Source organism: Kordiimonas gwangyangensis DSM 19435 = JCM 12864 (genome assembly GCF_000375545.1).
GTDB lineage: Bacteria > Pseudomonadota > Alphaproteobacteria > Sphingomonadales > Kordiimonadaceae > Kordiimonas > Kordiimonas gwangyangensis.
Window position 1 is genome coordinate 384,755 of record NZ_AQXF01000003.1, and the last position, 20,427, is coordinate 405,181.

Sequence of the window (20,427 nt, forward strand, 5' to 3'; positions counted from 1 at the left end):
AGCGCCCCTCGGCTACCAATTTTAAGCCCTGCACTTTCTGGTGCGGGACATTTTATTTGGACGCATCCCCAACCCGTTCGCGTCCTGCCTTGTGGCGGACGGCTTTGTTGCGCTAAGCATAATGGGCGGGGCGAACAGGCCCCGAAGGTGGGGAGTGCTACACATGACGGCAAAAGCCATAGGCAGCGACACAGCGGATACCGTGCAAGACGGGCGCGCGCGCCTGATCCGCGCGGCGCTGCACCTGTTCGCGACCCGCGGGTTCGAGGGTGCCTCTATCGCCAACATCGCGGAAGAGGCGGGGGTGTCCAAGGGGTTGGCGCGTTTCCATTTTGGTTCCAAGCGCGACCTTTACGAGGCCGTGGGCAAGCACCTTGAGGAAAAGTGGGACGATGGCGGCGAGCCGCAAGTCGGCACCCTGGACATGAAGGTATATGAAGACCGTTTCCTTGAGCGCTTTCGCTTTTTCCGCCGCGTGCCGGACGATATGGGCTTCCTGCACCGTACCTTGATGGAGGACGATGAGCCGCTTCCCATGGTCAAGAATAGCTACAATGCGCTCAAAGATTTCATCAAAGCGCAGCGCGAGGGGGGCGGAGGCAAGGGCGACGTGCCGACGGAGCTCGCCGCCCTTGTGTGGATGAGCACAGAGCTTGGGTTGTTGTTTTTCCAGCCCAAGCTGGCTGAAATCTTCGGTATAGACCTTGAAGATGAGGGCATGCAGCGCACGCTTTCCGCAGCCTATATATCCGTGTTTCGTGCACTAATGGGCGGCACCGACCCGCATGGTGACGATCAGAAACCCTCCGACTTGTAGGTTTTGCCGGACTTCATCACGAAACCAACGGTGGCCATGACCGAAAGGTCTTCAAGCGGGTTGCCCTTGACCGCGATAATATCCGCGCTTTTTCCTGCCTCAATGGAGCCGAGGCTATCTTCGCGCCCAAGCGCGCGTGCCGCCGTGATCGTTGCGGATGCGAGGGCGACATCAGCAGGCAAGCCAGCTTCCTGCATCAGGCGGAATTCCTCATGCAGTTTGGCGATGGGTGAGACCGGCAGGTCAGAGCCAAAAAGGATCGGAACACCTGCCTTGTAGGCTTTGAGTACGCTGGACTGTACCACGGGCATCTGGTCTGGCAGGCCCGCCGCCTCCATCATGGGCTTTGCGAGCGAGACAGTCAGCATGGTGGGGGTGTAGGCAGTGCCGTGTTTGGCCATGGCGGCAATGTTTTCATCGCTCAAGGGGCCATGCTCGATGGTGTCGACACCAGCCTCAATGGCCTGCTGGGTGGCCTGCGGCGCGCCGGGCGTATGCGTCGCCACCTTGCGGTTCAGTTTGTGCGCGGTCTCTACAATCGCTTCAAGCTCGTCCTTGAACTCAATGGCGTCAATTTTGGGGTCCATCAGTGCCATACCGGCGATACGCAGCTTGATGACGCCCGCGCCGCGATGGATTTCATCGCGCACCGCGCGGCGGCAGTCAATAGCGCCATCACAAGTGCCGCGGCTTTTGAAGTTGGGTTCGAGTTCCTGCCGCACACCGAAAGTGTGGGCGTCATAGTCCCCGCCTGAGACACCGAACTGAGGTTCGACCGCAATCATGCGTGGGCCGTCAATGATGCCTGCGTCAAGCGCGCGGCTCAGCGAATAGCTAATGCTGGCGACATCACCAAGGTTGCGAATGGTCGTGAAACCCTTGTGCAAAATCTCTTTGAGGCGGGGCAGGGTCGAGAGTGTCTGATCTGCCTGGCGATTGATGAACGCACCCCGGATGGAGGTGACAAGGTCGGCCACATTGACGTTGCCATCGAGCGTGATGTGGCTGTGCATGTCAATGAGGCCGGGCATGACATAGGCACTGCGAAGGTCAATCACCGCATCGCCGTCCACAAAGCCGCTTTTGACCTCGGTGATTTTGCCATCCTCAATAATGATGGACTGCTTTTCAAGCACCGGCCTGCCGGGCTCGGTGATAAGGTGGCCAGCGTGAATAACGGTGGTATCCGCCAGGCTGGGGGCGGCGAAAACGGCCGCTGACATGAATGCAAGAAGTAGTCGGTTCATCCTCGATGCTCCTGAAAGCTCGTGCGGTGGTCTTTTGCCTGCCGCCACACATGTTTTAACCGCGCGGACCCATGGCGCGCGCAGCACGATTGCCCCGTAGTGCGCGCGAAGGCATGGCTACGGGTGGTTTTCTCAGTGCATGGTGGTGTCGTTTTTCTTATACTATACGAACGTATAGTATAAGGTGTCACGGCGCAAGAGCCGAAGGTCTCACGCATTCGGCTTCAGGAAATCAAATTGATCTCAGTGACTTACGGGGGTTACGCCAGGCCGTGGCCGCCGATGGGGCTGGTGGTGGCGACCATTTCCATGCCTTCAATCAGCGGGCGGCCGCGTTTGATGGCGTCCTGCACGCTTGGCAGCTTGAGCGAGCCTTCATGACTTTCGCGGCTGTCCCAGACTTCGGTAATCCAGAGGGCGTTCTCGTCCGCCGGGTCGGTGGCGACGACATAGCTCAGGCAGCCGGGCATGCCGCCGATGCCTTCAAGCAGAATGCTGCCCAGTTCATCGCGAGTGCCTGCTTTTGCTGTGAATTTTCCAATCAGTCCAAACATGGTGGTGCCTCCCTTTGTTGCCTTGGCAGGTGCCGCGCTCAGCGTGCCGCCCAGAGCGACTGCTGCCCCCGTTGCCATGACAAAATGCCGACGGTTAATGCTCATTGTCCGTTCCCCTGAAAGGCGTACCTTGCATCCCCGCCGCCCAATTCCGTGAGGTTCAACAACAAATGTGTAAGCCGCCCGGCAGCCTATATCAAGCCATCAGATTGTCAGTGAATAAGTGGAAAGTGGGCCGGAAGCCTCTAGTCGGTCACATGCGCTAGAACGGCTTTGACCACATGCGGGTCATAGCGCGAGGGGCCTTCCGCTTTGAAAAAGGCTTCAACTTCCGCTTTTGTGGCAGCGGTCCGGTAGGTGCGCTTTGACATGAGGGCCGACGCGACATCCGCCACGCCGATAATCTGCCCGCCGAGGGAGATTTCATCACCCTTGAGATTGTTCGGATAACCGGAACCGTCGAGCCGCTCGTGATGTTCGGCGACATACCGCACCACGGTGGAGTCAAAGCCAATGGAGTTGAGTAGGTCAACGCCAATCTGTACATGGTCCTGAATAAGGCGGTATTCCGATGCGCTCAATTTGCCTGGCTTTGCGAGAATGCTGCTGGGGATGCCTTGCTTGCCGAGGTCGTGCAGATCACCAGCCAGTGCAATCCTCTCTATATCTTCCGGTGTCATGCCGAGGTCTCGCGCAGCTTTGGCTGCAATGACGGCAACTTCATTACAGTGTCCGGAGGTATATTGATCGTGAAGCGCGATAAAGGCGAGCGTGTAATCCTTTATCAGGTGCGCAACTGCGAGATTTCTGGTCTCCCGGCCAAACTGAAAATTCACGGTATGAACCCCAATAGTGCATTAATTGTACGGGTGAATACTACGCCAATTCGGTCAAATTAATCTGGTGGCGCAAATATGGTAAATACCCGTTAAGGGAGTATTATCCGAAATCATGTTTAAAAAAAGATAAACGCTAAACGAAAGCTGGGCTTTTTCAGGCCGAAATCGTGGAGCCGTCGATGTAGGCTGAAATTTTTTGGTCCGCGCTACTTTCCGTTGGTGCGCAGTAGCGGAACGAATTTTGGCGGATGCACTCTTGCCTGTGGGCAGGATAAAATTTTTCAGGTATAGGAGGGACAGACTTGAATTTGCCACAAGCTGCTGTCAGTAAAGGGGAATTATGACCTTGCGTGCCACATTGATCGGGATTTTTGCGCTGCTCCTTGGGGCTGGTGCGCTCAATCTCGGCATGGGGTTGCAGGCTTCGCTCCTTGGTGTGAGGGCTGGGCTTGAGGGCTTCCCGACGCTGCTGATCGGCCTTGTGATGTCCAGCTACTATGCGGGCTTTGTGACAGGCAGCCTGTTCGCACCGCGTATCGTCGCCCGCGTGGGGCATATCCGTACGTTTTCAGCTTTCGCGTCGCTGGCGTCCGCCGCTGCGCTTTGCCATGCCGTGTTCGTGGACCCCATTAGCTGGATGATCCTGCGGGCGCTGACCGGTGTTTGTTTTGCCGCCCTCTGTCTGGTGACAGAAAGCTGGCTCAATGCACGTTCATCGAACCTCAACCGTGGCACGGTGCTGTCGGTCTATTTTGTCGTCATTCTCGCGTCCACGGCGGCAGGGCAGGCGTTCCTGATGATGGCGCCACCATCCGGTTATGACCTTTTCATCTTTGTTTCGGTGATCATTTCCGTCGCGTTGGTGCCGATCACCCTGACCTCGACGCCGACACCCGCACTCTCCGAGCCGCGCCGCATGACCTTGAAGCGCTTGTTTGGCGTCTCGCCGGTGGGTGTTGCGGGCTGTTTTGGCGCAGGGCTTATCACGGGTGCTTTCTGGGCGCTCGGTGCGGTGTTCGCGCAAGGCAAGGGGCTGCCGACCGACAAGATCGCCATTTTCATGACCCTTGTGGTCGGTGGTGGTGTGCTGACGCAGTGGCCCTTCGGTCGTCTGTCCGACAAGATGGACCGCCGTTTTGTCATCGCGGGTATTGCGGTGGCGATTTCCGCGCTCGGTACCGTGGCCGTAATGGGCCTGTTCCCGCCGGGTGATGCGCTCTATCTGCTTGGCGCACTTATGGGGGGGCTTGTGCTGCCGCTTTACGGCCTTGTAATCGCCCACGCCAATGACTTCCTCGAGCCCGAAGATTTTGTGCCCGCGAGCGCGTCCTTGCTGTTGCTTTATGGGGCTGGCGCGATTGTTGGCCCGATGGTGGCGACCATTGTGATGCAGATCTTGGGGCCAGACGGGCTGTTCATGCACCTTGCGGTGGCAGCGGCGCTTCTGGCGGCCTTTACAATTTTCCGCATGACGCAGCGTGCAGCCGCGCCTTCGGAAGAAAGCGCAGACTTTGTTTTTGCCCAGGGTGTGAGCCCGGCGTCGTTCGAGCTTGATCCAAGAGCCGAGACAGAGGCAGAGGGCGAAGGCTGCGAGGCTGATACCTGATCAGTCCCACTGTTTCCCGGCGAGCCATGTGTTGAAAGTGTCCCGAAGCGCGCCTTCGTCTTGCGCGAACAAGAACACTTTGTGGATTTCGGTATAGGGTGTGTCCGCATTCACCGCGCAAAGGCCGTCCCCTTCCGCTTCCTTGAACGTGGCTTCAAGTGCATCGGTGAACATCACATCCGCCTTACCCGCCTTGAGATGATCAAAGGGCTCATGATTGTCCGCCAGTACCGTGAGCTTTGCCGTCTTCAGGGTCGCGCGGGCGAACTTTTCATTGGTGCCACCCGGGTTTTCCACCACCCGCACGGTGGGCGCGTCAATTTCCTCAAGGCTATCATAGGCTTCCTGCTCGCCGCAGCGCACCAGTGCTACCTTGCCGTCAAGATGAATAGTGTCCGACATCAGCGCGACTTTTGCGCGCTCCGGCGTGCTTGAGATACCACCGACAGCGATGCTGAAGTTACCGGCTTGCAGGTCTGCCATCATGGTTGGCCATGTGGTGCGCACGAAGGTAATCTCGTGTCCGTTCTCGGCGGCGAAAGACTTGATCAGCTCAATGTCGAGCCCTTCAAACACCTGTGTCTCCGTGTTCCACCACGATACCGGCTGATAATCGCCCGTGGTGCCAACACGCAGCATATCGGCGTGAGAGGGCAGCGAGAGGAAAAGCACAAGAGCAAGGGTGCGGTACATGGCGTCAGCTCCGGGTTTCTAGGCAGATGGTGCGTTCAACCTGTTCGGTGATCCAACGGGTGAAGTCCTTGAACTTCTGCGTTTCGGCAAATTCGTAAGAGGTCACCAGCCAGTCGGACGGCTCCACCGGCTTCGGCTCGCCAAGCGGCACCAGATAGCCCATCTTCACATCGTTCTCATAGAGGAGCGTACGGCCAAGCGCGACTCCAAGCCCGCCGGTGGCCGCCTGCAGCGCTAGGTCTGTGCGGTCAAACAAGCTGATGGGCTCAATCTTCTGCGTAAATGCGGGCTCGCTGGCTTTGAATTCGGCCCAGCCGAAAGGAATGGGGTCGGATTCCGTTGTGTGGTCCATCAGGATATCGATCGGTTTTGCCCATGGTTTGGCGAGATCAATGCCGTTTGCCTCAATATAGGCTGGGCTCGCGAGCGGCTGCATGTAGGACCGGCTCAGGCGGATGGTCCTGAGGCCGGGGTAGGGGCCAAGGCCGTAACGAATGCCTACATCAGCGTCGTCACGCGCGAAGTCCACGAGCCGGGTTTGTGCCTGTACGGAGATATCGAGCCCCGCTGTTTTTGCCATCGTCAGCAGCGGCACTATCCACTTCATCGCAAGGCTCGGCGGCACCGATACCCGAATGGTGCTGGACCGCTTTTTAGCCTGTACGCGAAGAAGCGCAGCTTCAAGGTCAGTGATGTTGGCGTGAGCGGCGGCGCACAGAATTTCGCCTGCCGTCGTGAAGGTCAGCGTTCTGGTGGTGCGCTCAAAAAGCTGGACACCGATCAGGTCTTCAATCGCGCGAATGCGGTGGCTTACCGCCGTCTGGTGCACATTCATGAGGTCGGCAGCTTTGGTGAAGCTGCGTGCTTCATGCATGGCAGCAAGATAGGGCGCAGCCTGCGCCAACTTCAGAAGACGATTATTCATGAATTTCACTCATGTATTTAGCACCTTTTCATAACTTGTTGTACGGCAGATCAGTGCAAAAATAAAGACACACGGCGAGTGGGGTGTGCTCTCCCCCAACTTTATGCATGAAGACACGTCTTAAGCGGACATCTTCACACATCCCGTTCGCCGAACGACAGCGAGGACACTTGGAGATATGAATATGAACAGGATGTATGCCCTTATTGGCATCGGCCTGATCGGCGCCGGATTTACGGCAGCGCAGGCAGACCCCACAACTTACCACCTTTCGCAGGACCGCTATATCGCCAGCGGTAACGCAGCCCTTGAGGAAGGGCGGCTTGAGGATGCACTCACCAGCTTCCGCAAGGCGGTGAAAAAAAACATCACAGCGCGGGAGCGTACGGTAACCCTCAATTCAATCTGCGCGGTGGAAAATATCCTCGGCAACGCCGAAGCCGCCGTTGAAGCCTGCGATGCAGCCATCGCTGCTGATGATGGCTACTGGAAAGCCTATGTGAACCGGGGGAACGCTCGCGCGGCGCTCGGTAACCATGAAGGCGCGATTGAAGATTATTGCCGGGCCAATGATATCAGCCCGTCACAGGTAAGTGGCACGTTTGAAGCGCGGTGTAACGCACAAAGCTAACCTTCAGACATGCGCTTATGGGCTGGCCACCGAACCCCTTGGCCAGCCCATTTTCTTTTTGGAATTGCCAGCAAACATAGGCGGCGCTACCGTTCCCGCAATGGGGAGGTGCCTATGGGCCGCAAGCTTTTGACGTATGAGGATTTTCGGCAAGCCGCCAAACGCGCGCTGCCGTCGCCCATGTTCCACTATATTGACGGCGCCGCCGGGGACGAATGGACCCTCAGCCGGTCCACCGATGTGTTCGATGATTATGAACTGGTGCCCGAATACCTGCGCAACATCGTTGATGTGGACCTGAGCACCAAGGTGCTGGGTGCCGAGATGGCAGCCCCCATCATCCTCTCCCCTACCGGCATGAACCGGCTTTTTCACCACGAGAAAGAACTGGGGGTCGCCCGCGCGGCGGAGAAGGCGGGGCTGATGTACTCACTCTCCACCCTCGGTACCACCAGTATCGAGGAGATTGCGGCGGCGAAAGCCGGCCCCAAGATGTTCCAGATTTACATCCACAAGGACCGTGGCCTGACGCTTGAGTTTGTCGAGCGTGCGAAGGCGGCGGGCTATACTTCCCTTTGCCTGACCGTGGATGTGCCGGTGGCCGGCGGGCGGGAGCGGGACGCTCGCACCGGCCTGACCATGCCGCCCAAATTCACGCTATCGAGCCTCATGAGCTTTGTTGCGCACCCGAAATGGTCGCTCAATCTACTGCGTTACCCGGATTTCCAGCTCGCGAACGTGGTGCACCGGCAAGACGGCCTGAAGGACGGTACGCTCGGTGTAATCCAGTATATCAATAGCCAGATTGATGGTGACATCGGCTGGAATGACGCGGAAACCATTGCCAAAGCCTGGGGTGGGCCTTTTGCCATCAAGGGTATTCTGTCCGCGGCAGACGCCGTGCGTGCGCGCGATGCGGGTGCCACAGCGGTGATGATATCGACCCACGGCGGGCGGCAGCTTGACAGCGTGCCAGCCCCCTTGGACTGTATAGCCCCCATGCGCGACGCGGTTGGCAATAGCATGGAACTGATCCTCGATGGTGGTGTACGCCGCGCGGTGCATGTGCTGAAGGCACTGGCGCTGGGGGCGGATGCGGTCTCCTTTGGGCGGCCATACCTGTTCGGGCTGGCATCAGGTGGGGAGAAGGGTGTGTCCCGCGTGCTCGGCCTTCTGCTCCATGCACTGAGGCGCGACTTGCTGCTGCTCGGGTGCCGCAACATCGCTGACATTGGCCCCCATCATGTGCGCCGGGTTATGGGCCGGTAAAGGGCGCTAGGGAAATTGGGCGCTTTTCTGCTATAGTCGCCGCAGAACAAACTGGAGAGTACAGACGTGTCTATCGCCAAACCCATCCGCGACTATAGCCCGACAGAAGAAGCCTGGCATGCCATCACCCACGGTGTGGCTGCGGTTCTTGCGGCTGTTGGCCTTGTTTTCCTGATCCTGAAAGCGGCGGAAATTGGCGGTGTCAGTGTCATGGCGGCAGCGCTTCTATATGGCGGCTGCATGGTGGTCATGTATGTCTGCTCCACACTTTATCACAGCTTTTTCCGCTCACGCTTCACGCCGTTTCTGAAGATGCTTGACCATAGCTCCATCTATTTCAAGATCGCGGGTGCCTACACACCCTTTGCCCTTATCACTTTGCCCACAACAGCGGGCATCTGGGTGATGATTGGGGCGTGGGGCGCTGCCATACTCGGCACTGCGCTCAAGTTTCGGGGTTTTATCAAAAAGTCCGCACGCAAGTTCAGCCCTGTTTCCCTGCTGCTATACCTCGGTATGGGGTGGGCTGGTGTGCTGATGATTGGCGAGTTGATGGACCGGCTGCCGACAGCCGCCATCTGGTGGCTGATCGCCGGTGGTCTTTGTTACACCGTTGGCGCGCTTTTTTATGCGCTCAAGCGTGTGCCGTATACGCACACCATCTGGCACGTGTTTGTCATGGCCGGCAGCGCGTGCCACTTCATCACCATCTATGTTTATGTCATGCAGCCGGGGAGCGCGCTCAGCTAGGCATGGCATTTGTCCGGGGGGACCATTGCACATGAAACCGCTCTTTCGCCGTCTGGCGACCGCCACTCTCTTTGCCACAGCCCTGTCAGCCGCCAGCTTCGCTGCTGAGGTCGCCGATCAGGTCTATACCGGCGGCAAAATCTGGACCGGGCGCAGCGATGCGGTCGACGCCGAAGCCATTGCCGTCAAAGGCGACCGCATCCTTGCGGTGGGCCGCGCGGAAGACATGGCGGCCCATATGGGTCCCGATACGGAAACCATCCTACTGAATGGCAGGTTCCTCATGCCCGGCATGATGGACAACCATGTGCATTTTGAAATGGGCTCGGTTGGGCTTGCGCAAGTGCAACTCCGCGACGCCGCCACACCGCAAGAGTTCGCCCGCCGTATCGGCGAGGCCGCAAAAGCCGCGTCTGAGGGCGCATGGATTGTCGAGGGTTCATGGGACCACGAGCTATGGGGCGGTGAACTGCCGGACCGTGCGTGGGTTGATGAGCTTACAGGCGACGTGCCGGTCGCTGTTTCCCGCCTTGATGGGCATATGATCCTCGCCAACACCGCCGCGCTTGAGCTTGCGGACATCGATGCTGATACGCCGGACCCCGAGGGCGGCGTGATCGTACGCGATGAGGCTGGCCGCGCCACCGGTGTGCTGAAGGACAATGCGGCCAACCTTGTGTTTGCAGTTATTCCCCCGCTTTCCGATGCCGCGATGGAGGAAGCATTCCTGCGCGGTATGCGCCACGCGGTCGAGAACGGCGTCACACAGGTGCATGATATGGGTTACAACTGGCGTTCACTCGAGACATTCCAGCGCCTGCGCGCGAAGGGTGAGATGTCCATCCGCGTCTATTCCTTCACCCCGCTTGCGGAGTGGGAGCGCATGGCCGCCTATGTGAAGGAAAATGGCCGGGGCGATGACTGGCTGCGCTGGGGTGCGCTCAAGGGGTTTGTCGACGGCTCACTCGGCTCCACCACGGCGTGGTTCTACGAGCCCTATACGGACGAGCCAGATACTAGCGGTTTCCCGGTCGCCGACCTTCCAGAACTGGAGGCGGACGTGCTGGGCGCCGCTGAGGCGGGCCTGCATGTCACCGTGCATGCCATCGGCTATCAGGCCAATGACAAGCTTCTTGATATTTTTGAACGCGTTGAGGGCAAGGTCGCGCGCGAGGACTTGCGCTTCCGTATCGAACACGCCCAGCACCTGACCGCTGCCGCGATTGAGCGTTTTGATGACCTTGGCGTGATCGCCTCCATGCACCCCTATCACCTGATTGATGATGGCCGCTGGGCGGAGAAACGCATCGGCAAGGCGCGACTGAAGGGCACCTATGCACTTGGCTCTGTCATGAAAGCGGGGGCGCATGTCACCTTCGGGTCTGACTGGTCGGTCGCGCCGCTCAAGCCACTTCTTGGCATTTATGCCGCCGTCACCCGCCGCACGCTTGACGGCAAGAATCCGGACGGTTGGATCGCGGATGAAAAGGTATCGGTTGTGCAGGCCCTCAAGGCCTACACGGCGGAGAATGCCTTTGCAGGCTATCAGGAAGACAGGCTAGGTATCCTCAAGCCCGGTTACCTCGCGGACTTTGTTGTGCTTGCATATGATCCTTTTGAGATGAAGGCGGAAAAGCTGGATCAGAACAAGGTACTGCGCACAGTGGTGGGCGGTAAAACCATGTATGAGTTGCCGCCGCGTCAGGCAGTCAAGCAGCCGTGATTTTCCAAATTCAGGCGGGAATGTTATAGTTCCCGCTCAATCCATCCTCATACCTCCATGCCCATATGAGGACAGCTTCGCTGTGACCAAAGGAGGTTTCGATGACCATTGCCCCCATGCTGCAACGCCATATGGATAGCTGCGGCATTCCCTATGACCTGATGCCCCATGAGCGCGAAGTGGTGGCAACCCGCATTGCCCAAGCCGCGCACATCTCAGGCAACAGCTTCGCCAAAGGCGTGCTGCTGAAATCCGATTCCGGCTACCTTGTCGCTGTCGTGCCAGCAAACAGGCGGGTGGACCTTGCTGAGCTCAGCCACATGCGGCAGGAACGCCTTGGCCTCGCCAGCGAAGACGAGGCGCGGGAGATATTCGCAGACTGTGACCCCGGTGCGGTGCCCGCGTGCGCCGAAGCCTATGGCATCCCCATGATTATCGACAGCAACCTGACAGACTATGACGAGATCTATATGGAAGCTGGTGACCACAGGAGTCTTGTGCATCTGGCGCGGCGGGATTTCGCCCGGCTCACCGCCAAGGCCGAGCTGGCGTCCATTTCCCGGCCACACTAAACACGGTTAAGCGCGGCAGGTATATCAGCGCCTGCCGCGCTTACGAATGGCAGCCGTTGCGGTCTGGATGCTTTCATCGTCAAACACTTCCCACGTGGTGCTGCCGGCAATTTCGCGCATGCGCCACTGGTAGGGAAGGGATTCCCATGTGCGACAGGTTGGGAAGCGAATATCGCACACAAAGGTGCCCGCCGTTGTCTCCACTGACAGGACGGCATGATACTGACCTTCTTCCGTGTAGGCTGTGGCAATACGGAATGCGGCGGAAAATGCCGGGTACATCTGGCGCAGGCGGTGGCGGAAGGTGAGCGCAAAATCCTCACAGTCGCCGGGCCCGGCTTCATCAAGGCGCTGCCAAACGTCGCTGCCAGGGGCTTCCTCGGTTGGTTCAATAATCTGGCGCAGCTCAAAATCGATGCGGCCAAGCGCGTGTTTGAAGGTGGGGTTACTCGGCACCGTGCAGTCGGCCGGGTTTTCAGCGCAGTAAAGCTCAAAGGCTTTCGGGCCGGGCACACGTTCCCCTTGTGGCATAGGGCCAGACAGCGGCCACGGGCCAGCGCCTTCAGCGCCCATGCAGGCAGACAGGGTAAAAGCGAGAAAAAGATATTTAAATGTAGCAATCACGGCATCAACTCCCGTTCCAAACACCGCAATACAACCGGTGCGATAAAACATGTTTCTGCCTGATGGGATTTGCGTCTCCGGCTGAAGCCGAAACCTTCTCCTTTCCTCGCATGACGGATCCAGAAAACCCGTCACTGCCTTCGCGTGGAAAGAATCGCGAAAATCTGGATGCAATCTTTTGTGCGGAGGGCCTTAACAAGGTTTTAAAGGCCATTTTTTATGATAAATCGCTGAAATATTTAGGCGTTTTGGGTAAAACTCACTTCAAATTGACATAAATACCCACACAAATTTGAGTTGAGTTTTCGGGGTTATTTTGTTTTATATTTCAAAGGGTTAAAAAGTTGTATTCCCGATATGGGTCACTTTTTGATGCTTTTCAGGGGGGCGGATTTGGCTGTGGCGTGTTTCAAAACCGGGAAAATGACGTGAAAGCGAACTCAAAAAAAATTTTCACCAACCAGGATGGTGTGCACCCAAATCTGGAAAAAACGGTCCGGCGGCATCTGGATAACCCGTTCTTGAAGCCGGTGAGTGAGCACACCCAGGCTGCTTTTGATTCTGCCTGTGCATTCCTTGGCGCAAGCGGTCGCCCGCTTATTCTCGATTCATGCTGCGGGGTTGGGGACAGTAGCCGAGCCCTCGCGCGCCAGTTCCCGGACTATTGCATCATTGGCGTCGACAAGTCCGAAAGCCGCATCACGCGGGAGCGGGAGGGCGGTGAGCCTGAGAACCTGTTCCTCGTGCGGGCAGACCTGAATGATTTTTTTCGCCTCGCGCATCAGGGGCATTGGCGGCCGGAACGGCATTATATTCTCTATCCCAATCCATGGCCGAAGTCCGAGCACCTCAAGCGCCGCTGGCACGGGGCACCGGTGTTCCGCGATATCGTGGCCCTCGGTGGGCGGTTGGAGCTTCGCTCGAACTGGAAACTGTATCTGGAGGAGTTTGCGGCGGCCCTTGCGCTTGCGGGGCATGAGGGGACGCTTACCGCCTATGAAGCGGCGGACCCCATCACACCGTTTGAAGCCAAGTATAAGGCTAGCGGCCAGCCGCTCTGGCAGCTCGTGGCCGAACTTGGCCGAGCACCGGCGGTTTGCGGCGGAAGTTGAACGCTACCATCGCTACGAGCGTGAGCACAACACCGGCCCAGCCAACCATGTTGACAGACGCAAACAGCACCGTATCCGGCCACAGGCGGCTGCCCACATAACTCGCGACAATAGTTGCAAGCGGCGTGATGGCAATGACCGAGCTGATGTGTGTGGTCGGCCAGTATTTCAGGCTTTCCGAGAAGGCGTTATAGGCCACCAGTGTGTTGAAGGCACAGAACATCAGGATGCCCCAGTCGGCCCCGGTGAGCGCTTTGAAGCTCTCCAGTTCGGCTTTCGGAAACAGGCAGAAGACCGCGGCGATATAGATGAACAGCAGGATGTTCATGGCAGACAGCCGGTCCGCCAGCAGCTTTTGCAGCATGGCATAAAGCGCCCAGATGAAGGACGCGACCACGGCAAGGATAGCGCCGATGATGAAATTGGTCTCCCCCATCTCGAAGTTGCCGATGGCGGAGTTGAAGAACATGCCAAGTCCGACAAAAAGTGCCACAAAACACAGGCCCTGCAGTTTTGTCAGCTTCTCCTTGAAGAAGATGATGCCGCCGAGCGCCATGAAAAGTGGTGTGGTTTGCGAGAATACCTGCATGGCCGATGGGTCAATATAGGTGAGGCCATAGATATACAGCAGATAATCGCCGATCAGGAAGATGGCGGCGAGGATTAGCCAGCCCCAGTCCCTGAGGCTAAGGCGGGTGAATTCACCAAGCCGACCTTTCCAGCCCTGATAGGCTGTGCACACGATTGCGGCTACCAGAAAACGGAACCAGGTGATGGTGGTGCCGTCCTGTTCCGAAAGCGCAAACACCAGCGCAACCGGCAGGATGCCCCAGAAGATAACAGTGGTGGAAACGAGGATCAGGCCTTTGAGGAAGGCGCCCGGCGGATAGTCATGCATGTTGGGCCTCGCATGGTGAGAAAATCGGCGGTCCGCCAGTTGATATGTTTTGCTGACTTTCTCTTAGGCGGGGCAGGGGCGGCCGTCAAGCCGCCCATGGTTTAGTTTTTCGCTGCTCATGCAGCCCAATGGAGGATGACCTTGCCGGATTGGCCCGAACGCATGATGTCAAAGCCCTTCTGGAAGTCGTCCGCACCGAAGCGGTGCGTGAGGATCGGGCTCATGTCGAGGCCGCTCTCGAGCATCGCGATCATCTTGTACCAAGTCTCGAACATGCGGCGGCCATAGATGCCGTGCACCTGCAGGCCCTTGAAGATCACATGGTTCCAGTTGATGCCGGTGCCTTCGGGCAGAATGCCGAGGAGGGCGAGCTTGCCGCCGTGGTTGATGGTCTCAAGCATGTTACCGAACGCCTGCGGCACGCCGGACATCTCGAGGCCCACGTCAAAACCTTCGTGCATGTCGAGGTCCGCCATGGTGTCACGCAGGCTCTCGCGCGTGACGTTCACGGCGCGCGTTGCGCCCATCTTCTTCGCGAGGTCGAGGCGGAAGTCGTTCACATCGGTGATCACTACGTTGCGGGCCCCCACACGGCGGGCAATGGCGACAGCCATGATGCCGATGGGACCGGCGCCGGTGATCAGCACATCTTCGCCGACAAGGTCAAACGACAGCGCGGTGTGCGTGGCGTTACCGAGCGGGTCGAGGATGGCACCAAGTTCGTCCGACACCCCGTCCGGCAGCGGGCAGATGTTGACTGCAGGCACAGAGATGTATTCAGCAAACGCGCCGGCGCGGTTCACGCCAATGCCTTCGGTGTTGCGGCACAGGTGACGCTGGCCCGCGCGGCAGTTGCGGCAGTGACCGCAGGTGATGTGGCCTTCAGCCGACACCCGCTGGCCAATGGTAAGGCCCTTGACCTCAGAGCCAAGCTCAACAATCTCACCCGAGAATTCATGGCCCACATGCATCGGCACCGGGATGGTGTCCTGGGCCCATTTGTCCCAGTTGTAGATGTGGACGTCGGTGCCGCAGATGGCGGTTTTCTTGACCTTCACGAGCACGTCGTTGTGGCCCACTTCCGGCATGGGCACATCTTCCATCCAGATACCGGTCTCTGCTTTTGCTTTTACAAGTGCTTTCATGGCTCTTTGTCCCTTAGAGGGTCCCTCAAGTGGCGGATTATTTAATCACGCCGAGTTCGCGCCCAATGCGGCCAAAGGCCTCGACGGCGCGGTCGATTTGTTCTGGTGTGTGCGCGGCAGACATCTGCGTGCGGATACGGGCCTGGCCCTTCGGCACAACCGGGAAGGAGAAGCCGATCACGAAGATGCCTTCCGCCAACAGTTTTTCTGCCATCTGGGCGGCAAGTGCCGCATCACCCAGCATCACCGGGATGATCGGATGGCCAGCGCCCGCAAGCGTAAAACCTTGTTTTTCCATGCCTTCGCGGAATTGGGCCGCGTTTGCATGCACACGGTCACGGAGATCAGACCCCTGTTCCAACAGCTCCAGCACCTTGATAGACGTCGCTGCAATCACCGGCGCAAGGGTGTTGGAGAAGAGGTAAGGGCGCGAACGCTGCCTGAGCCAATCCACCACTTCCTTCGATGCTGCGGTATAACCACCCGAGGCGCCGCCAAGCGCCTTGCCAAGCGTGCCGGTAATGATGTGAACACGGTCCTGCACGCCGAAGTGCTCAGGCGTGCCAGCGCCAGTTTCACCAATGAAACCAACGGCATGGCTATCGTCCACCATGACCATGGCGTCGTATTTTTCAGCCAGATCACAGATGGCGGGGAGGTTCGCGAGGATACCATCCATCGAGAAGACACCGTCCGTGGCGATCAGGCGGAAACGCGCGCCCTGAGCATCCTTCAGGCACTGCTCAAGCTCCGCCATATTGTTGTTGGCATAGCGGAAACGCTGGGCTTTACAAAGCCTTACGCCGTCAATGATGCTGGCGTGGTTGAGCGCGTCGGAGATAATCGCATCTTCCGGGCCGAGTAGCGTCTCGAAAAGTCCGGCGTTGGCGTCAAAGCAGCTCGGGTAAAGGATGACATCCTCTGTTTTCAGGAACTTGGCGAGCTTGGCTTCAAGCTCCTTATGGACATCCTGCGTGCCGCAGATGAAGCGCACGGACGACATGCCGTAGCCATGTTTGTCCAAGGCTTCCTTGGCTGTTTCCACCAGAATATGGTCGTTCGAGAGGCCCAAGTAGTTGTTTGCGCAGAAGTTTATATAGTCCGTATCGCCCGCACCTGCCACATGAACAGCGGCGGATTGCGGCGTGGTGATCACCCGTTCACTTTTATAAAGGCCCGCTTCCTTCACTTCAGCGAGTTGTTCCTGAAGGTATGTTGTGTAGCGGTCGCTCATACGGGTGTCCTCCTTGGGGTCGGTCTTTCAAAGTGCCGGGAGCATATCAAAAATCAGTCCGATTTCCAGCGAGAAATTCAATATACTGCACTTTTGTTCAATATGGTGTTCTTGTGCGGAAATTTTCCGCCATATTGTGCGCTTAGGGCGTGATGACCATCATCAGCGCGCGCGCCGGGCTGTCGCCCTTGTTTTCAATCACATGCGGCACATCGGCCTCATAGCGGGCAGTGTCGCCCACCTCGAGCTGGCGTTTGGCGCCGCCGTTTTTCACCCACAGGCTGCCTTCAAGCACCGTCAGGTGTTCAACCGTGCCGCTGCCGTGGCCGTCCGAGTTCAACTTGCCGCCAGCTTCAAGCCTCATATCATACCATTCCGTATGCGAGACAAGGTCAATGGGGCCAAGGATGCGGAGCGTGCATTTACCGTCCGCGCTTTGGATTTCAGGCGTCTGGTACGACTTCACAATTTCGAGCGCGGGCGCTTTATCGGCGCCATTCCCGGCTTCGCCGAGAAGACTCGAAATATCAATACCGAGGCTTTGGGTCAGGCTCCAGATTGTGGCGAGGGTGGGGTTCGTTAGCCCGCGCTCAATCTGCGACAGCATGGACTTGGACACACCGGATGCCTTCGCAAGCCCATCAAGCGTCAGCTTGCGCTCAGTCCTGAGGGCTTTGATTTTCTGTCCCACGTCGGGGAGGGAGCCGCGTGCCATGTTTCACCTGTGTGATTAAGGATGGCGTTCACTATATTGAATTTTTGCGCGAGGTAAAGGGCGGAAAACTGTGCAAGGAGTGTGCGGAAAGTGTGCGGGCTTTGCGCGGGAAGTGTGCAAAATCTGTGCGGGATATGCGCGGAAACTGCGCGGTGTTTGTGCGGGTTTTTACGCGCCGCTATCCGTGGCGTTTTTCAAGCCAGCGGACGCCGTATTTTACAATATCGGCGGCTTCAAATAAATGGGATTTTGTCGCGCCCGTCACCCCTTCCCGGTGCCTGCCATCAGCCACATAATCACGGGCGATTTGCTCAACCGCGTCCATGCCGTCCTCCGCCGCATAACAGTCGAGGATGCCGTTCGAATCCCATTCCGAAACCTGCTGCCAGACCTTGCGGCCTTTAGCGTCCAGCACCGGCACCTCATAAGTGACCCGGCGCTTGTTCGGGATGTCCGCCAGCGCTTCGGCATAGTGGAGCACGGTAACAGCATCAAGCGGTGCACCGAGGAGCAGCACTTTGCCGCCCATGTTCACTAGCCGCTCAAGCGGTGAGCCGGGGCCATAGGCGTCGTCCTTCGGGTGTGGGTGGGTGAGGTATGCGGCATGAGGGCCAACCGCGGCCATGGAACTGTCGGGGTGGTTGCTGCGCTCCACGCCAGCCACGCGGAGGAGGGCTGAATTGAGCACGCCGTATTCCGGTTCGGGCGGTGCGGTTTTGGGATCAAAGGCAGGCCAGGCGTCCTGCTCCTCAGTGCTCATCTGCTTGCCGTTCAAGGTTTCCTCGTATGGCGAGTGCGCCCACGAGACCATGGCCATGACGGTACCGCCCGGCGCGACCGAGGCGAGAAGCGCCGCCATTACACCGTCCGCGCCACCTTCTACAGGGCCGAGCGCCCGCAGGCTGGCGTGCACCATCACGGTGTCGCCTGCCGCCAGCCCAAGGGTGCGGAGTTGGTGAGTAAGCTTTTCAACAGTGATCACGGCGCCGCCCTTCATGCTTTTGGCCGCATGATAGGGGCGCGCTGCGGACCACCAAAATCACAAGGCCGTCAGTCCGCGCCGGTTTGCCAGCCGGCTGCCAGCGCCGCTTTGGCTTCCGCTTCGCCCATGGCGATGAGGTTGGCGATATCCACACTGTCAAAGTCGGTCACATCAATGGGCAGGCGGTCTTCGGGGCGTACCTCGATAAACTCGACGATATGTTTACCCGCCGCCAGTAGTTCATTACCGCCCAGCTTGCAGGCACGGTTCACCTTTTTCACTTCCTCAAGGTCATTGTTCATGATCTCGGACGTGAGCGTGCTGATGGTGCGCTTGAGAAGCTTGAGGATGCTCTGGAAGTTTTTGCGCGCATACTCAGGCTCAAGCTGCTCGGGCTTCATGGCGATGACCACAAGGTTCTTGGCGCCGCGCTTGATGGCGGGCTTGAGGGGCGCAATGGAGCGCACGCCGCCATCCGCCATCGGCATGTCGCCAATCCACATCAGCGGCATGGATACCGGCTCCCGCGTGGAGGCGATGACATAGTCGAGGATGTTATTACCGAAGGTGCCGACATCGGCATCAAAATAGTCCCCCGTCGCCATATTGGTGACGCCGCAGGTATAATAGGCCGGGCTTTCACGCAGGTTATCGGGATCGATATTGGCGCGCGCCAGCGCAGCCGCGCCGTCCATGGTGGTGAGGCCATCAAACTTGCCGAACAGCACGCTGGAGAGCAGGCTCAGCGTGCCGCGCTTTTTGCCGATGGATTTGAAACTGGTGATATTGTCTGTCCAGAAATTTTCCAGCTCCTGCCCGATGGCGGGCCAGTCCGGCGCTTGGCCCGCTCTCACTGCGCGCCCGGCACGGTCGGCGAGGAAACCGCCGTTGAGCGAGCCGACCGAAACACCATAAATGGCATTGGGTTCAAAACGGGAGCCGTCAGGGAAAGTGTGGTTCAAGAGTGCTTTGACAGCACCCGCCTGATAGGCCCCCTTCACATTACCGCCCGACAGCACGAGCGCACGGTCAAACTGTGGCATGGTCATCTCCCCCTCAGAAAATGGTTGGCGACAAAGAATACCTTATTACGTGTATTTGGCATATCTAAAGTTATGCGCGGGATGTTTTCCCAAATTTGCATTTTTTGCAGCCGCTGGAATTGCATCTTAAAAATCATATGCTTATAGTTCGTGACGGACCGTTTTTAACGGTGGGGGATCGGAGCTAGATTTATGCAGCCCTTCGCGGCGAAACGCCCGGCGGCACGGCTTGCCTGTGCTGCTTTGGCTCTTTGGAGTGTTTTGGCTGCAGCATGCGGCCCGGCAAGCGCTGACGACAGCGCCGGGATGCCGCGCCTCCAGGTGATCGCCGAAAGCTGGTATCCCTATTCCTATGAAGAGGATGGTGTGGTTCGTGGCCGCGCGACCGAGACGGTGCGCAAGGTGCTGGCGCGTGCGGGCTTTGACTATGACATTGAGTTATACCCGTGGCCGCGTGCCTACCGCATGGCGCAGGAACGCAAGAACCTGCTGATTTACGCCATGGTCAAAACCCCGGCGCGCGAGAAAATATTCCAGTTTGTCGGCCAGGTGATGGAAGGTGACAAAATGTATTTCTTCGGCAACAAGGGCCGGGAAGACATCAAGCTCAACAGTGCCGAGGACGCCAAAGCCTTCCGCATCGCCACAAGCCAGGACAGCGCCATGATGGCCTTCCTGCACGATCGTGATTTCCCGGAAATTTCTGCGGTGTATGATATCCAGCTTGGGTTCAAACAGCTGCTCTACGGGCGGGTAGACCTTGTGCTTACCTCCGCTGTCAATGTGGCGGCACATGTGCGCTCTGGCGATATTGCACCGGGCAGCGTGGTGCCCTACGGCTGGGCGCTTGATGCTGAACCCCATATGGCCTTCAGCCCGCAAACCGACCCGGCAGTTGTCGCGCGTATGCGGCAGGCTTACGAAAGCCTTGTGCAAGACGGGGGGCTTCCTGTATTTGGGTCTAAACCCTATTGCGGCATGGATGTGCTGACAGAAGGCATTGATGAGCATTGCGGCGGCGAGAGCGTACGCGCAGTGGAAGAATGAA

The 20,427-nt window shown here is 58.2% G+C and carries 21 protein-coding genes; 9 read left to right on the top strand and 12 right to left on the bottom strand.

Features of this window, described 5'->3' with window-relative positions:
• Nucleotides 1-163: 163 nt before the first annotated feature.
• Entirely contained in the window at nucleotides 164-817 is a 654-nt protein-coding gene (locus B150_RS22375; RefSeq protein ID WP_020399799.1) for a TetR/AcrR family transcriptional regulator, read from the top strand.
• On the opposite strand, the gene B150_RS0110095 is transcribed toward B150_RS22375, so the two are convergent.
• The 3 genes from B150_RS0110095 to B150_RS20505 all read right to left on the bottom strand — a co-directional run bounded on the left by B150_RS0110095 (nucleotide 796) and on the right by B150_RS20505 (nucleotide 3,454).
• Nucleotides 796-2,064: an amidohydrolase family protein gene (locus tag B150_RS0110095; RefSeq protein WP_020399800.1), complete on the bottom strand. Its 1,269-nt coding sequence runs from the start codon at nucleotides 2,062-2,064 to the stop codon at nucleotides 796-798. The genes B150_RS22375 and B150_RS0110095 overlap by 22 nt on opposite strands.
• A 260-nt stretch (nucleotides 2,065-2,324) precedes the next feature.
• A complete protein-coding gene (locus B150_RS0110100) occupies nucleotides 2,325-2,723 on the bottom strand; it encodes a putative quinol monooxygenase (RefSeq protein ID WP_020399801.1) in 399 nt (132 codons plus the stop codon).
• A gap of 140 nt (nucleotides 2,724-2,863) precedes the next feature.
• A complete protein-coding gene (locus B150_RS20505; RefSeq protein ID WP_020399802.1) occupies nucleotides 2,864-3,454 on the bottom strand; it encodes an HD-GYP domain-containing protein in 591 nt (196 codons plus the stop codon).
• A 343-nt stretch (nucleotides 3,455-3,797) separates the two neighbouring features.
• Between B150_RS20505 and B150_RS20510 the strand changes: the two genes are divergently transcribed.
• Nucleotides 3,798-5,063: an MFS transporter gene (locus tag B150_RS20510; protein ID WP_020399803.1), complete on the top strand. Its 1,266-nt coding sequence runs from the start codon at nucleotides 3,798-3,800 to the stop codon at nucleotides 5,061-5,063.
• Here the strand turns inward: B150_RS20510 and B150_RS20515 are convergent, their stop codons facing one another.
• Both B150_RS20515 and B150_RS0110120 read right to left on the bottom strand, forming a co-directional pair.
• Nucleotides 5,064-5,756: a transporter substrate-binding domain-containing protein gene (locus B150_RS20515; protein ID WP_020399804.1), complete on the bottom strand. Its 693-nt coding sequence runs from the start codon at nucleotides 5,754-5,756 to the stop codon at nucleotides 5,064-5,066.
• A gap of 4 nt (nucleotides 5,757-5,760) precedes the next feature.
• Nucleotides 5,761-6,681 (bottom strand): LysR family transcriptional regulator, encoded by a 921-nt coding sequence (locus B150_RS0110120; RefSeq protein WP_020399805.1) that lies wholly within the window; start codon nucleotides 6,679-6,681, stop codon nucleotides 5,761-5,763.
• A 184-nt stretch (nucleotides 6,682-6,865) separates the two neighbouring features.
• On the opposite strand from B150_RS0110120, the gene B150_RS0110125 reads away from it, so the two are divergent.
• From B150_RS0110125 to B150_RS0110145, 5 genes are all read left to right on the top strand, one after another.
• On the top strand, nucleotides 6,866-7,312 hold the full coding sequence (locus tag B150_RS0110125; protein WP_162139684.1) for a tetratricopeptide repeat protein: 447 nt from the start codon (nucleotides 6,866-6,868) through the stop codon (nucleotides 7,310-7,312).
• Nucleotides 7,313-7,426: 114 nt separating this feature from the next.
• Nucleotides 7,427-8,581: an alpha-hydroxy acid oxidase gene (locus B150_RS0110130; RefSeq protein WP_020399807.1), complete on the top strand. Its 1,155-nt coding sequence runs from the start codon at nucleotides 7,427-7,429 to the stop codon at nucleotides 8,579-8,581.
• A 66-nt stretch (nucleotides 8,582-8,647) separates the two neighbouring features.
• Nucleotides 8,648-9,331, top strand: coding sequence for a PAQR family membrane homeostasis protein TrhA (trhA, locus tag B150_RS0110135; RefSeq protein WP_020399808.1), 684 nt, complete (start codon nucleotides 8,648-8,650; stop codon nucleotides 9,329-9,331).
• 31 nt (nucleotides 9,332-9,362) lie between these two features.
• Nucleotides 9,363-11,054: an amidohydrolase gene (locus B150_RS0110140; RefSeq protein WP_020399809.1), complete on the top strand. Its 1,692-nt coding sequence runs from the start codon at nucleotides 9,363-9,365 to the stop codon at nucleotides 11,052-11,054.
• A gap of 101 nt (nucleotides 11,055-11,155) precedes the next feature.
• Nucleotides 11,156-11,626 carry an aminoacyl-tRNA deacylase gene (locus B150_RS0110145; RefSeq protein WP_020399810.1) on the top strand — a complete coding sequence of 157 codons (471 nt, stop codon included), beginning with the start codon at nucleotides 11,156-11,158 and terminating at the stop codon, nucleotides 11,624-11,626.
• A gap of 24 nt (nucleotides 11,627-11,650) precedes the next feature.
• Here B150_RS0110145 and B150_RS22380 read toward each other — a convergent pair whose 3' ends face one another.
• Nucleotides 11,651-12,250, bottom strand: coding sequence for a transglutaminase-like cysteine peptidase (locus B150_RS22380; protein ID WP_202899428.1), 600 nt, complete (start codon nucleotides 12,248-12,250; stop codon nucleotides 11,651-11,653).
• A 428-nt stretch (nucleotides 12,251-12,678) separates the two neighbouring features.
• On the opposite strand from B150_RS22380, the gene trmB reads away from it, so the two are divergent.
• Entirely contained in the window at nucleotides 12,679-13,362 is a 684-nt protein-coding gene (gene trmB / locus B150_RS23015) for a tRNA (guanine(46)-N(7))-methyltransferase TrmB (protein WP_081611426.1), read from the top strand.
• Here the strand turns inward: trmB and B150_RS0110165 are convergent.
• The 6 genes from B150_RS0110165 to B150_RS0110190 form a co-directional block, all read right to left on the bottom strand.
• A complete protein-coding gene (locus tag B150_RS0110165; RefSeq protein ID WP_020399814.1) occupies nucleotides 13,292-14,260 on the bottom strand; it encodes a DMT family transporter in 969 nt (322 codons plus the stop codon). The two genes, trmB and B150_RS0110165, sit on opposite strands and share 71 nt — an antisense overlap.
• Before the next feature lie 116 nt (nucleotides 14,261-14,376).
• Entirely contained in the window at nucleotides 14,377-15,405 is a 1,029-nt protein-coding gene (gene tdh / locus B150_RS0110170; RefSeq protein WP_020399815.1) for an L-threonine 3-dehydrogenase, read from the bottom strand.
• Between the two features lie 37 nt (nucleotides 15,406-15,442).
• Nucleotides 15,443-16,639: a glycine C-acetyltransferase gene (locus B150_RS0110175; RefSeq protein WP_020399816.1), complete on the bottom strand. Its 1,197-nt coding sequence runs from the start codon at nucleotides 16,637-16,639 to the stop codon at nucleotides 15,443-15,445.
• A 142-nt stretch (nucleotides 16,640-16,781) separates the two neighbouring features.
• Nucleotides 16,782-17,354, bottom strand: coding sequence for a helix-turn-helix domain-containing protein (locus B150_RS0110180; RefSeq protein ID WP_020399817.1), 573 nt, complete (start codon nucleotides 17,352-17,354; stop codon nucleotides 16,782-16,784).
• 178 nt (nucleotides 17,355-17,532) lie between these two features.
• Nucleotides 17,533-18,336: an aminoglycoside 3-N-acetyltransferase gene (gene aac(3), locus B150_RS20525; RefSeq protein WP_040565393.1), complete on the bottom strand. Its 804-nt coding sequence runs from the start codon at nucleotides 18,334-18,336 to the stop codon at nucleotides 17,533-17,535.
• Between the two features lie 68 nt (nucleotides 18,337-18,404).
• Nucleotides 18,405-19,379: a patatin-like phospholipase family protein gene (locus B150_RS0110190; RefSeq protein WP_162139685.1), complete on the bottom strand. Its 975-nt coding sequence runs from the start codon at nucleotides 19,377-19,379 to the stop codon at nucleotides 18,405-18,407.
• 192 nt (nucleotides 19,380-19,571) lie between these two features.
• Between B150_RS0110190 and B150_RS0110195 the strand changes: the two genes are divergently transcribed.
• Complete coding sequence (locus tag B150_RS0110195; RefSeq protein WP_020399820.1) at nucleotides 19,572-20,426, top strand: substrate-binding periplasmic protein; 855 nt, start codon at nucleotides 19,572-19,574, stop codon at nucleotides 20,424-20,426.
• Nucleotide 20,427 lies beyond the last annotated feature (1 nt).